Annotated in this window: 13 protein-coding genes; 4 read left to right on the forward strand and 9 right to left on the reverse strand. The window is 68.4% G+C overall.

Translation table 11 applies throughout. The annotated features are described in order from the left end of the window. Both BM199_RS11990 and BM199_RS11995 read right to left on the reverse strand, forming a co-directional pair. The gene (locus BM199_RS11990; RefSeq protein WP_091672925.1) at positions 1-666 is read right to left on the reverse strand and encodes a response regulator transcription factor; all 666 of its coding nucleotides are present in this window, start codon (positions 664-666) and stop codon (positions 1-3) included. Next, positions 663-1,940 (reverse strand): sensor histidine kinase, encoded by a 1,278-nt coding sequence (locus BM199_RS11995; RefSeq protein WP_091672927.1) that lies wholly within the window; start codon positions 1,938-1,940, stop codon positions 663-665. Before BM199_RS11995 ends, BM199_RS11990 begins: the two co-directional genes overlap by 4 nt. Positions 1,941-2,155: 215 nt before the next feature. Here BM199_RS11995 and BM199_RS12000 point away from each other — a divergent pair, with 215 nt between their 5' ends. From BM199_RS12000 to BM199_RS12010, 3 genes are all read left to right on the forward strand, one after another. Next, on the forward strand, positions 2,156-3,160 hold the full coding sequence (locus BM199_RS12000) for a hypothetical protein (RefSeq protein ID WP_177242582.1): 1,005 nt from the start codon (positions 2,156-2,158) through the stop codon (positions 3,158-3,160). 5 nt (positions 3,161-3,165) lie between these two features. Further along, positions 3,166-3,804, forward strand: a complete 639-nt coding sequence (locus BM199_RS12005) for a hypothetical protein (protein ID WP_091672929.1) — start codon at positions 3,166-3,168, stop codon at positions 3,802-3,804. Between the two features lie 175 nt (positions 3,805-3,979). After that, on the forward strand, positions 3,980-4,597 hold the full coding sequence (locus BM199_RS12010; RefSeq protein ID WP_245788321.1) for an HD domain-containing protein: 618 nt from the start codon (positions 3,980-3,982) through the stop codon (positions 4,595-4,597). An 89-nt stretch (positions 4,598-4,686) separates the two neighbouring features. Here the strand turns inward: BM199_RS12010 and BM199_RS12015 are convergent, their stop codons facing one another. From BM199_RS12015 to BM199_RS12045, 7 genes are read right to left on the reverse strand one after another with little or no spacing between them, the layout of a single operon-like run. Then, positions 4,687-5,103 (reverse strand): metal-sulfur cluster assembly factor, encoded by a 417-nt coding sequence (locus BM199_RS12015; protein ID WP_091672931.1) that lies wholly within the window; start codon positions 5,101-5,103, stop codon positions 4,687-4,689. Beyond that, a complete protein-coding gene (gene sufU / locus BM199_RS12020) occupies positions 5,100-5,579 on the reverse strand; it encodes a Fe-S cluster assembly sulfur transfer protein SufU (protein ID WP_091672933.1) in 480 nt (159 codons plus the stop codon). Before sufU ends, BM199_RS12015 begins: the two co-directional genes overlap by 4 nt. 4 nt (positions 5,580-5,583) lie before the next feature. After that, positions 5,584-6,894 carry a cysteine desulfurase gene (locus BM199_RS12025; RefSeq protein ID WP_091672935.1) on the reverse strand — a complete coding sequence of 437 codons (1,311 nt, stop codon included), beginning with the start codon at positions 6,892-6,894 and terminating at the stop codon, positions 5,584-5,586. A gap of 59 nt (positions 6,895-6,953) precedes the next feature. Beyond that, positions 6,954-7,724 carry a Fe-S cluster assembly ATPase SufC gene (gene sufC / locus BM199_RS12030; protein WP_091672937.1) on the reverse strand — a complete coding sequence of 257 codons (771 nt, stop codon included), beginning with the start codon at positions 7,722-7,724 and terminating at the stop codon, positions 6,954-6,956. Between the two features lie 57 nt (positions 7,725-7,781). Next, a complete protein-coding gene (gene sufD / locus BM199_RS12035) occupies positions 7,782-8,969 on the reverse strand; it encodes a Fe-S cluster assembly protein SufD (protein WP_091672939.1) in 1,188 nt (395 codons plus the stop codon). A 1-nt stretch (position 8,970) separates the two neighbouring features. After that, entirely contained in the window at positions 8,971-10,419 is a 1,449-nt protein-coding gene (gene sufB / locus BM199_RS12040) for a Fe-S cluster assembly protein SufB (RefSeq protein WP_091672940.1), read from the reverse strand. Then, entirely contained in the window at positions 10,416-11,306 is an 891-nt protein-coding gene (locus tag BM199_RS12045; protein WP_177242583.1) for a helix-turn-helix transcriptional regulator, read from the reverse strand. Before BM199_RS12045 ends, sufB begins: the two co-directional genes overlap by 4 nt. Before the next feature lie 201 nt (positions 11,307-11,507). On the opposite strand from BM199_RS12045, the gene mptB reads away from it, so the two are divergent. After that, a complete protein-coding gene (gene mptB / locus BM199_RS12050; protein ID WP_091673219.1) occupies positions 11,508-13,121 on the forward strand; it encodes a polyprenol phosphomannose-dependent alpha 1,6 mannosyltransferase MptB in 1,614 nt (537 codons plus the stop codon). Positions 13,122-13,133 lie beyond the last annotated feature (12 nt).

Here is a 13,133-nt window from a genome sequence, read left to right on the forward strand (position 1 = left end):
TCAGCCCGCCACCGGGATGAAGCCGGATTCGTAGGCCCTGATCACCGCCTGGGTGCGGTCGCGCGCGCCCAGTTTGCCGAGCACGTTGCCCACGTGCGTCTTGACCGTCTGCACGCCGAGGAACAGTTCCCCGGCGATTTCCACATTGGACAGACCGGTCGCCATCAGCCGCAGCACCTCGGCCTCACGAGCGGTCAGTCCGGCGCCTGCCAGCCTGTCCCCACCCCTGCCGGCGGCGTGCCGGTCGGCCAGCCTGCGGATCGCGGCGGGAAACAGCAGCGTGTCGCCCGCGGCGACCGTGCGCACGGCAGCGACGATCTCCTCCGGCCGCGCCCGCTTGAGCAGGAAGCCACTCGCCCCCGCCCGCAGCGCCTCGTAGACGTACTCGTCGTTCTCGAATGTCGTCACCACAAGCACCTTCGGTGGCGAGTCCATCGTGGACAGCAGATGCCCGGTTGCCCTGATCCCGTCCACCGCGGGCATGCGGACGTCCATCAGGACGATATCCGGGAGGAGTCTGGACACCAGGCCGGGAACCTCGGCACCGTCCGCCGCCTCGCCGAGCACCTCGAGATCCGGCTCGGAATCCAGGATCGCCCGCAGCCCGGCCCTGATCAGGTCCTCGTCGTCGACCAGGAGCACACCGATCCGTGGAGCCGCACTCATGTCCCGTTCACCCGCTTCTCCCCCACCACGCCATGTCCGCCGAACGGCAACCGCACCAGAACCTCCCAAAGCCCGTCAGTCCGTCCGGCCCTCACCTCGCCGCGCAGCACCTCGACCCGCTCCCGGACACCCCGCAGTCCACGACCGCCCCGTGGCCGGTCCCTGACTCGCCCTTCCGGTGATTCCACCCGGTTCGTCACCGACAGCTCCAACAGCTCGCCCCCGGCCTCGAGCCGCACGGCGATGGGAACCTTACCGGCGTGCCGCAGCGCGTTGGTCAGGCATTCCTGCAGGATGCGGTAGGCCTCCCTGGACACCGTCGGCGGCACGCCGGACAAGTCGCCGCGCACCTCGGCTTCGACGACGGCTCCGGTGGCCCGTGTCGCGTCGAGCAGCGCCGACATGTCGGCCAGGTCCGACTGTGGGGCTCTGGCGGCGGGTTCGTCGCGCAGCAGCCCCAGCACGTAGTCGAGATCGTCCAGCGCCGCCCTCGCCGAGTCCTCGATAGCCAGCAGCGCGCGCTCGGCCAACTCCGGGTCGCGGCGCAACGTGCGCCGCGCCGCGCCCGACTGGATCGTGACGACGCTGAGCGCGTGCCCCACGGAGTCGTGCAGTTCCCTGGCAAGGCGGTTGCGCTCGCTGAGCCTGTCCGCCCGGCGTTCCAGTTCCGCGATCCGGTCCGCCGCGGACGTCCCCAGCAGCGCGGCGGCCGCACGGGTGAGCAGCGCGCCCGTAACGGCCACGAGGTAGATCAGCAGGATCAGCGACAGTCCGAAAGCGGCAGGCAACCAGGCTCCCGCCCAGCCGCGTGGGACCTCGATGCCGTTGACCGTGCCGACTCCCAGATTGCCGGTGAACGGGCCGGCAAGCGACAACACGAAGAACACCGGCAGAACCAGGCTGAGCAGACTCACCAGCGCACCGGCGAGGACGTGCAGCAGGAACACGGCGCTGGAGCGCAGCCTGGCCTCCGTCGTGGCCGCGGGCCCGAAGACGGCCGTGGGCACGGGATCGTCGAGCAGTTCCCGGATCGCGGTGCCCTCGAGCACGCGCACGGCGGGAATGAACGAGGTCGCGACCATCACCAGCAGCGCCACCACCCCGCCGACTCCCACGGCGGCGCCCTCGCCGAGAGCGACCGGAACGATCGACGGGATCGCGATCGCGGCGACGAGCAGGTACGGCACCACCAGTGCGCCGCCGAGGATGAGATAGACCCAGCGCTGGTACGTGGATCGCCGCACCAGCACCGCGAGCAGCCGCCGAATGGTCACGGACAGATCGTGACAGAGCCGGCCGTGGGCGGCGCCGCCCGTACCTGCCTCACTCTGACGGCGCAGCAGTATCCGCCGATTGGCTACCCCGTGCGGGGGTCGATTCGCCCGAATCTCTTATTTCCCCGGGTACCAGCCTGCGCGTAGAGTAGCTGCCTGCACTCGAACGAACACAGAGAGTCCCTTTCGGACGAGTGCAGGCAAGGAGGTGGGTCGTGTCGGCGGATCCCGGTGGGCTCCGCAGTAGCCCGCTCGAGGAGATCTTCCGGACGAGGACAGGGCTGCTGCTCCTGACCCTGGTGGTGGTGGCGGGTGCCTGCCTGGCACTGGCCAGCGCGATGCAGGCAGGTACCGCGCGGACCTTCATCGAAGCCGTCGGCACCGGAACCCTGATCTCGGCGGTCGTCGGGTTCGGCCAGACCATGCTGACGGCGAACGCGACCCGCAGGGCACTGGTCGCACCGGTGATCGAGGAGAGCAAGCGCACGCTGCAGGAGCTCAGCAGCGAGTACCGCGCGCTGAACAACGAGTTCTTCCCCACGCACATCTTCGCGGCGAGCAGCAGACCCGATCCGACCTTCAACCAGTTGATGATGCGGGACCTGCGGGAGACGAGGCAGTACTTCTTCCGGGGGTTCTCCGGAAGGCATGCGGCCGCGCGACTGCTGCTGTCGCAGGCGGAACGGGAGATCCATGTCGTCATCGCCGACCCACGGGTCAACACCGGAGCCGGGGGCAGAGCGCGGTACCTGCTGCGCCACGAGGGGGCCGATGCCGACTCGGACGCGGTGCGGCGACAGCTCAGGGACGAGACCTGGATCGGGCTGGTCGGCCTGTATCTCGCGCGCAACCGGTGTGCGGGCGTCGAGATCACGGTGCTCGCGGACCCACCGCTGGACCGTGTCGAAATGTTCGACGGGAGCGTGTGGGTGACGCTGTACAGCGATCCGGGACAGGGGCGGACGCTCTACCCGAGAACCCTGCGGTTCTCGGAGGGTTCGTTCATCTACGGAATGGAGCGCGCCGAGTTCCTCCGCCTCGGAACCTCGGGTACCGAGCGGCACTTCCGGCTGACCCCCGCCTCGACCAGGTCCGACTTCATCGGTGTGTTCGAAGAGATCACCGGTAACGCACTGGCCGACGAGCAATTCCACCAACTCAGAGACCGGTTCCACACCTTTCGGCAGAAGTTCACCGTTGCCGCCGAACTCGGAAGCTGACATCGATGCTGACCCAGTTGCCCCTGCTCACCGATCTCGCGAACGAACTGCGCCGCGCGGACTTTCCGCTCATCGAGCGCTGGCGGACCGTCGAGGAGTGGTTTCAGCGCCGGACCACGCGTACCGGTCTGCGAGCCGACCTGGGTTCGTACCTGCGCGGGCTGCCGCCGGAGGAGGCGACCATCGTCGCCGAGCGCTCACGGGAGACGACGACCCATTTCGCGTGGTGTCTGCTCGATGAGCCGAGCGACCCGTTCTCGTTCTGGTTGCACGAGTACAAACCGCAGCGGGACTGGCGCAGCGGGTACGCGGATTCGGTGCACAACCACCGCTACCACTTCTGCACCACGATCCTGCAGGGCGGATACGAACACGAACGCTTCGACGCGACCGTGGACCCGATCAGCCAGTTGATCAGTTCGGCGGAGTTGCGCCGCCGTGCCGACTGCACGGCAGGCGCCACGGGCGCGATGCTCGCGCACGAGTTCCATCGGATTCCCAGAGCCGAGGACAACACGCTCACCTTCCTCGTCAAATCCCGTCCCGTGAGTCCCTGGAGCCTCTCCTATGACCCAGAGACCCACACGAGCCACCGGCATGTTCCGGTGGAGACTCGATTGGGGGAGTTAACCGAGCGAATTTAGAACAGGACGACGCGATCGCCACTACGATCACTCCACCCGCCCGTAAAGCAGGCCGGGATCGGAGAGGCTCATGCGCGTCCACGAACAGACCAACGCACCCTTCACGAGCACGGGTCAGCTCACCGTCTCCGACGCCGCATTGGCGGTCGTCGAACGCAGAGTGCGGCAGCTGTGCATGAAGTATGCCGAACGGCTGCCCTTCCACGGGTGGCACCACGTCGACTTCGTCCGGACCAAAGCGGTCGAGTTCGCCGGGTACAACGGCGCCGAAAGCACCGTGGTGGAGAGCGCCGCCCTCGTGCACGACGTCAACTACCTCGTGCTCCGCAACTCCCCCGCCGCGGCGGGCCGGGATCTGCGGCTCGGCATCCTCACCGACGCCGGGGTGTCGCCCACGACGGCGCGGTGGATCGACGAGATCATCGACGAGGCCGAGATGGCCGCAAGGGACAGGCACATCAGCCTGGAAGCGCAGGCGCTCAGCGACGCCGACACCTTGTTCAAGGCACTGCCCGTGACCCCGGTGGTCCTGGCCCACCGGTATCTCCGCGAGAACGGGATCAGCCTCAGGGAACTCGCCGACAAGATCGTCGGCGAGCAGTGCGAGGTCCACGACGAGGGCTACTACTTCTACAACCCGGTGGCCGCGCGCACCTACTCCCGCTGGGCGCTGGCCAACCTCGAGCTGTGGCAGTGCATCAAGGAGTCACTGGACGACCCGACAGTGGAGCAACTGCTCCACGCCGTGAACGGCGCGGAAGGGAGTGACGACGCCGACGGCGTGGCCGTATAGGCCGTTATACGGCAAGCGAGATGTCCCCAACGTGGCATTGGGGACGTTCAAGTTCCCCAATGCCACATTGGGGGCGAATCCGAGGCGGGTCAGACGGTGAAGCCGAGGGCGCGGAGCTGCTCGCGGCCGTCGTCGGTGATCTTCTCCGGGCCCCACGGCGGCATCCAGACCCAGTTGATCCGGAAGTCCTTCACCAGTCCCGCGCCACCGACGAGGGCCGACGCCGTCTGGTCCTCGATCACGTCGGTCAGCGGGCAGGCCGCCGAAGTCAGGGTCATGTCGATCGTCGCGGAGTTGTCGTCCTCGACGTGGATGCCGTACACCAGTCCCAGGTCGACGACGTTGATGCCCAGCTCGGGATCCACGACGTCACGCATGGCCTCCTCGACGTCCTCGACCTTGGCGACGTCAGCGGCCGGCTTGGTCTGCTCGGGCAGGTCCGCGGCGGTCCGGCCCTCGCGGTGGTCGGAGTCCTCGGTGCGGGTCTCGGTCTGCTGCTCACTCATCGGGTTTCCGCTCCGTTCGAGGTCACTGAGTTCGAACTCGCCGAGCCGTTGGTCCTGCCCAGCGCGTCCTTGAACGCCATCCAGCCGAGCAGGGCGCACTTGACCCGCGCCGGGTACTTGGCGACGCCGGCGAAGGCGATGCCGTCGTCCAGCACGTCCTCGTCCGGCTCGACCCGGCCACGTCCCTGCATCAGCTCGACGAACGCGTCCATTTTCGTCATCGCTTCGTCCACCGTATGCCCAACGACGAGATCCGTCAGCACGGACGTCGATGCCTGGCTGATGGAGCAGCCCTGCCCCTCGTACGAGACGTCGGAGACGGTGTCCCCGTCGAGCCGGACGCGCAGGGTCACCTCGTCGCCGCAGGTCGGGTTGACCTGGAACGACTCACCGTCGTACGGGTCCCGCAGCCCACGGCCGTGCGGGTTCTTGTAGTGGTCCAGGATGATCTCCTGGTACATGCTCTCCAGGTTCATCGTCTCACGCCACCCCGAAGAATCTCTGTGCCTCACGGACTCCGCTCACCAGGGCGTCCACTTCAGACAGATCGTTGTACAGGTAGAACGAGGCACGCACCGTCGCGGGAACACCGAGCCTGCGGTGCAGTGGCCAGGCGCAGTGATGCCCGACGCGGACCGCGATCCCCAGGCCGTCGAGCACCTGGCTGGCGTCGTGTGGGTGCACCCCGTCGATCACGAACGAGACCGCGCCACCGCGGTCCACCGTGTCGGTGGGCCCGACGATGCGCACGCCCGGCACCTGCTGCAGGGTCTCCAGCGCCGCGGCGGTCAGCATGTGCTCGTGCTCGGCGATCCGGTCCATCCCGATGGCCGAGAGGTAGTCCACCGCCGCGCCGAGTCCCACCGCCTGGGAGGTCATCGGCACACCGGCCTCGAACCGCTGCGGTGGCGGCGCGAACGTCGAGCCTTCCATCCGCACCAGCTCGATCATCGAGCCGCCGGTCAGGAACGGCGGCATCGCCTCGAGCAGTTCACGGCGTCCGTAGAGCACGCCGATGCCCGAGGGCGCGAGCATTTTGTGCCCGGAGAACACCGCGAAATCCACACCCAGCTCGGTGAAGTTCACCGGCGAGTGCGGCACCGACTGGCACGCGTCCAGCAGGGTCAGCGCGCCCACCTCGCGCGCCCTGCGGACGATCGCGTCGACGGGGTTTACCGTTCCGAGCACATTGGACTGGTGCGTGAAGGCGACCAGCTTGGTGCGCTCGGTGATCAGCTCGTCCATATCGGAAAGGTCGAGCCTGCCCTCGTCGGTCACGCCGAACCACCGCAGCGTCGCACCGGTGCGCTGACAGACCTGTTGCCAGGGCACCAGGTTCGCGTGGTGCTCCATCTCGGTGATCACGACCTCGTCACCGGGGCCGAGCGTGAACCGCTCCATCTCCGGCCCCGCCGTCGAGGCATTGCTCAGCGCGTAGGCGACGAGGTTCACGCCCTCGGTGGCGTTCTTGGTGAAGACCAGCTCGCCGGGGGTGGCGCCGACGAACTCCGCGATCTTCGCGCGGGCGTCCTCGTAGGCGTCGGTCGCCTCCTCGGCGAGCTGGTGCGCGCCGCGGTGCACCGCGGCGTTGGCGGTCTCGAGAAAGCGCCGCTCGGCGTCCAGCACCTGGGTCGGACGCTGTGACGTAGCCCCGGAGTCCAGGTACACCAAGGGTTTACCGTCGCGCACCGTGCGCGACAGGATGGGAAAGTCGGCGCGCAGCGCGGCGACGTCCAGCGGCAGTGAGTCAGCCTGACGGGACCCCGCGTTCTGGGATGCAGTGGTGGTCATCGCGCCAACTCCTCTCGGTGTCTCGTTCGGGCTCAGTGGTTCCGCCGGTCCGGCCTGGCTCAGAGGCTGGCGGGCTCGGGCTTGCCGACGTACTTGACGTAGCCGCTCTCCTCGAGCTCGTTCGCCAGCTCGACACCGCCGGACTCGACGATGCGGCCACCGGCGAACACATGCACGAAGTTGGGCGTGATGTGCTTGAGGATCCGGGTGTAGTGCGTGATCAGCAGGACGCCCGCGTCGTTGTTCGACGAGTAGGTGTTCACGCCCTCGGAGACCACGCGCAGCGCGTCGACGTCGAGACCCGAGTCGGTCTCGTCGAGGATCGCGAACTTCGGCTTGAGCAGCGACAGCTGCAGGATCTCGTGCCGCTTCTTCTCACCACCGGAGAAGCCCTCGTTCACGCTGCGCTCGGCGAACTCGGCGGAGATGTCCAGGTTGGCCATCTCCTGCTTGACCTCCTTGACCCAGTGCCGCAGCTTCGGGGCCTCGCCACGAACCGAAGTCGCGGCGGTGCGCAGGAAGTTCGACATCGAGACGCCGGGCACCTCGACTGGGTACTGCATCGCGAGGAACAGCCCGGCACGGGCACGCTCGTCGACGCTCATCTCGAGCACGTTCTCGCCGTCCAGCAGCACCTCGCCGGAGGTCACCTCGTACTTCGGGTGACCGGCGATCGCGTAGGACAGGGTCGACTTGCCGGAACCGTTCGGGCCCATGATCGCGTGGATCTCGCCCGAGCGGATCGTCAGGTTGACGCCCTTGAGGATTTCCTTGGGGCCCTCGTCCGTGGTGACCGCGGCGTGCAGGTCCTTGATTTCCAGGGTTGCCATGTCTCTTCGTTTCTCTAGTTCAGTTGCGGGAAGTTGACTCGGTGGCGGGCGCCGGGCTCAGGAGCCCACCGCCTCCAGCTCTGCCTCGATCGCGGTCTGCAGGCGCTCGCGCACCTCCGGGATGTCGATCTTCATCAGGATCTCGTGGAAGAACCCGCGCACGACCAGCCTGCGCGCCTCTTCCTCCGCGATTCCCCGCGACTGCAGATAGAACAACTGCTCGTCGTCGAACCTTCCCGTGGCACTGGCGTGACCGGCTCCGGCGATCTCCCCGGTCTCGATCTCCAGGTTCGGCACCGAGTCCGCACGCGCGCCCTCGGTGAGCACCAGGTTCCGGTTCAGCTCGTAGGTCTGGGTGCCCTCGGCAGCCGCGCGGATCAGCACGTCGCCGATCCACACCCCGTGCGCGCCCTCGCCCTGCAGCGCGCCCTTGTACATCACGTTGGACTTGCAGTTCGCGACCGCGTGGTCCACGAACAGCCGGTGCTCCTGGTGCTGGCCCGCGTCCGCGAAGTAGAGCCCGAGCATCTCGACGTCGCCGCCCGCGTCGGCGAAGGTGGCCGTGGGGCTCACCCGCACCAGGTCACCGCCGAGCGTGACGACGATGTGCTTGAGCGTGGCGTCGCGGCCGAGCCGCAGGTGCTGCTCGGAGACGTGCACCGCGTCGTCGGCCCAGTCCTGGACGCTGACCACCGTGAGCTTCGCGCCGTCGCCGATGACGAACTCGACGTTGTCGGCGTACGTGCCCGAACCGACGTGGTCGAGCACGATCGCGGCCTCCGCGAACTGCTCGGCACGCACCTGGACGTGGCCGTAGGCCGTCGCGCCGGCACCTGGGCCGTGCAGCCGGATGACCGTCGGCTTCGAGGCCTTGGTCTCCTTCGGCACCGTCACGACCGTGGCCGAGGTGAACGACGAGTAGGCCTGCGCGGCGATACGGTCGCTGGGAGCGCCCGCCTCACCGAGGCGTGCGTCGTCGCGACCGACGGTCTCCACTGTCACCTCGTCGGCGGTGTCCGCCTCCACGGTGATCTCCCCGGTGGCGACCGCGGAACCGTCGTGCAGTCCCCGCAGCCGCTTCATCGGCGTGAAGCGCCAGTTCTCCTCGCGCCCGCCAGGGACCTCGAAGGCCTCGACGTCGTAGCCGGAGAACCGCTCCGCGCGGGAGGCTGCCGGAATGACAGCCTCCCCCGCGACGGCGGTGTTGAGCGTGTTGCTGTCTGTCTTGCCTGCCGTAGCCGTCATCTCAGCCGACGGATCCTTCCATCTGCAGCTCGATCAGCCGGTTCAGTTCGAGGGCGTACTCCATCGGCAGTTCCCTGGCGATCGGCTCGACGAACCCGCGGACCACCATCGCCATGGCCTCTTCCTCGGTGAGGCCGCGCGACATCAGGTAGAACAGCTGATCCTCGCTGACCTTGGACACCGTGGCCTCGTGGCCCATCGACACGTCGTCGTTGCGGATGTCGACGTACGGGTAGGTGTCCGAGCGGGAGATGGTGTCCACCAGCAGGGCGTCACACACCACGCTTGAGCGCGAGTGGTGCGCCCGCTTGGCGACCTTCACCAGACCGCGGTACGAGGTCCGGCCACCACCGCGCGCCACCGACTTCGACACGATCGTCGAGGACGTGTACGGCGCGAGGTGCTCCATCTTGGCGCCCGCGTCCTGGTGCTGGCCCTCGCCGGCGAACGCGACCGAGAGCACCTCACCCTTGGCGTGCTCGCCCATCAGGAAGACCGACGGGTACTTCATCGTCACCTTGGAGCCGATGTTGCCGTCGACCCACTCCATGGTCGCGCCCTCTTCGCACTTGGTGCGCTTGGTGACCAGGTTGTAGACGTTGTTCGACCAGTTCTGGATCGTCGTGTAGCGGCAGCGGCCGCCCTTCTTCACGATGATCTCCACGACCGCGGAGTGCAGCGAGTCCGAGTTGTAGATCGGCGCGGTGCAGCCCTCGACGTAGTGCACGTAGGCACCCTCGTCGACGATGATCAGCGTGCGCTCGAACTGGCCCATGTTCTCGGTGTTGATCCGGAAGTAGGCCTGCAAGGGGATGTCCACGTGCACGCCCGGCGGCACGTAGATGAACGACCCGCCCGACCACACGGCGGTGTTCAGCGCGGAGAACTTGTTGTCCCCGGCCGGAATCACCGAACCGAAGTACTCCTTGAAGATCTCCGGGTGCTCCCGCAGCGCGGTGTCGGTGTCGAGGAAGAGAACGCCCTGCTCCTCCAGGTCCTCGCGGATCTGGTGGTAGACGACCTCGGACTCGTACTGCGCCGCGACGCCGGCGACGAGGCGCTGCTTCTCCGCCTCGGGAATGCCCAGCTTGTCGTAGGTCCGCTTGATGTCCTCGGGCAACTCTTCCCAGCTGGTCGCCTGCTTCTCGGTGGAGCGGACGAAGTACTTAATGTTGTCGAAGTCGATCCCCGACAGGTCGGCGCCCCAGCTGGGCATCGGCTTGCGGTGGAACAACTTCAGCGCCTTCAGGCGCGCCTCGCGCATCCACTCCGGCTCGGACTTCTTCTCCGAGATGTCAGTGACGACATCCTCGTTCAGCCCGCGGCGGGCGCTGGCGCCCGCGGCATCGGAGTCGGCCCAACCGAACGCGTAGTTACCCAGTGACTCGATGGTCTCTTCCTGGGAAAGGGGCGCTGTGGTGGGAGTGCGCTGCTCGGCAGCGGCAGTCATGCGGGTTGCCCTCCATTCGCGGATACTGCATCTCGGCCCTCGTCCGGCCGCACGGTGTGCGCGTCCGGTGACGGCTGTGTGCTCCCCGGCTCGGTGGCCGCCGGGTGACCCGCCGAGGAGGCGGGTACGTGTGTGGTGCACGCGGCGTCGCCGCGAGCGATGGTCGCCAGTCGCTGCACGTGCGTGCCGAGCAGCTCGGCGAACGCCTCGGTCTCGGCCTCGCACAGCTGCGGGAACTCCGCGGCGACGTGCGCGACCGGGCAGTGGTGCTGGCAGAGCTGCGCACCGGCGAGTCCGGCACCCGAGGCCGACGACGTCGGTGAGTTCTTGTCCACCACGCCGATCTGCCGGGCTGACGCAGCGTATCCCTCCCTGGTCAGGGCAGCGGCGAGGGCCTCCGCCCTGGCGGCGGGATCGCTGGCGCGGGTGATCTCCTCGCGGTGCGGCTCGACCAGCGCGGCCACCCTTCGCTCGGCGAACGCGCGCACGGCGTCCTCGCCCCCGTGCTCGGCGAGAAACCGGATCGCCGCGACGGCGAGGTCGTCGTAGGCGTGCCCGAACCGGGCCCGGCCGGACTCGGTCAGCAGGAACTGCCGCGCCGGCCTGCCCCTGCCGCGTGGCCCGCGGCGTGGCGCGCTGCGCGGCTCGGCCTCTCCGTCGGCGAGCAGTGCGTCCAGGTGCCTGCGCACCGCCGTGGGACTGATTCCGAGTTCGTCGGCGACCGCGACAGCGGACAGCGGCCCCCGCTCCAGGAGCAGGCGCGCCACCTCGTGCCGGGTACGGCCCTCCGCGGTGATCTGCACAGGCACGGCACCGGCAGCGGCGCCGGGCACCGGAACGTGCCGTGCGCCGCCTTCCCGCTGCTCAGAGGTGCCGATGTTTTTCACAACATCAGTGTGTCGTATTTACCGGGCGATGGCAAAGCGCCACGGTCGGGCCGTGACGGGACTCACCTTTCGCGCTCGCCAGGTGTTCACCTGACGGTGTTCCGCCGGGTTCACCGGGTGCGGTCCAGCCGCGGCCACAGCGCCGATAGTCTCTGTGCCGTGGCAGACGACGGCAGCGATCCGGAGACCGGCGGCCGCGTCGTGTCCGCTGATCAGGGCGCGGCCGCATCCCCCGTGCGACCCCGCCCCGCCGAGCGGCTGGACGCGCAGGAACATCATGCCCTGCGGGTCATCCGGGCCCTCGGCACACTCGGTGCGCTGCTGATCGCCTTCGGGGCGCTCGGCGCGGGAGCCGCGCCTGTGCTGAATCCCGTGTTCGACATCCCCGTCCTGCGGTTGTTCCCCCGCATCCCGACGGTCTCACTGGCGATCGCCTTCAGCGGCATGGGCATGATGGTGATCGGCTGGCTGCTGCTCGGCCGGTTCGCCAGACCGACAAGGCCCCGCCTGGCCACCCCGCGCCAACTGCATCGCACGATCGTCCTCTGGGCCGCGCCGCTGGTGGTCATTCCGCCGTTGTTCTCCAGGGACGTCTACAGCTACCTCGCGCAGAGCGAGATCGTGCAACGCGGGATGGACCCGTACGCGCTCGGCCCCGGGGAGGCGCTCGGCATCTCCGACCCGCTGACCATGGGCGTCTCCAACATGTGGAAGGACACCCCCGCGCCCTACGGCCCGCTGTTCCTCAAGGTCGGCAGCTGGATCGCGTCGGTCGTCGGCAACAACATCGCCGCCGGAGTGCTGCTGCAGCGTGCGCTGGCGCTGGTGGGCGTCGGCCTGATCATCTGGGCGCTGCCCCGGCTCGCCAGCCGGTTCGGTGTGCAGCCCGCCACCGCACTGTGGCTCGGGGCCGCGAACCCGCTCGTGCTGTTCCACCTGGTCGCGGGCGCGCACAACGAGGCGCTGGGCATCGGGCTGATGATCGCCGGGCTGGAACTCGGGATCCGCAGGCTGCCGATCCGGGTGGCAGGCGACTCGCCCCCTCCGCTGGCCAGGGGAGAGTTGCAGTTCATCCTGCTCGGCGCCACCGTGATCACCCTGGGCGCGATGATCAAGATCCACGCCATCGTCGCGCTGGGCTTCTTCGGGGTGATGATCGCGCGCCGCTGGCACGGCAGGATCACCGACCTGCTCCGGGCGGGCGCGCTGATGTCACTGGTCTTCGCGGTGGTCACCGTCGCGGTCTGCCTCGGCACGGGACTCGGGTTCGGCTGGGTCGGCGCGCTCGGCACCCCCGGGATGGTGTGGAGCTGGATCTCCCCGGTGACCGAACTCGCCAATCTCGGCGGGCTCCTCGGTATCGCACTCGGCCTCGGCAACCACACCGGTTCCCTGATCGCCATCCTCGGCCTGCTCGGTTATGCCGTGGCGGGCGCGATCACCGTGAAGTTCCTCTGGGACAGCTTCCGCTGGCGCTACCGGCCGATGATCGGCCTCGGTGTCTCACTCGGCGCGTTCATGATGCTGCACGTCGCGATGCAGCCGTGGTGGCTGCTGTGGGCCGTGATCCCGCTGGCGGCCTCGGCGGGGACCTCCCGGTTCCGGGTGGTGGCGACGGTGGTGAGCGCGGTGCTGGCGCTGCTCATCCCGCCGACGGGCAGCACCTTCGACGGGCGCGCCTACATCCTGCCCCAGGCCTACTTCGCGGGCGCGATCGTGATCGCGCTCGCACTGCTGGTGGTCCGGCACCAGGCGCCGACGGTGTTCCGGCGCGACCCGCCGGCGACCAGACAGCCCGCGGGGAACCCCGGCTGAACAGGGTCCGTA

The sequence above is a fragment of the Amycolatopsis marina genome (genome assembly GCF_900111885.1).
Classification (GTDB): Bacteria; Actinomycetota; Actinomycetes; order Mycobacteriales; family Pseudonocardiaceae; genus Amycolatopsis; species Amycolatopsis marina.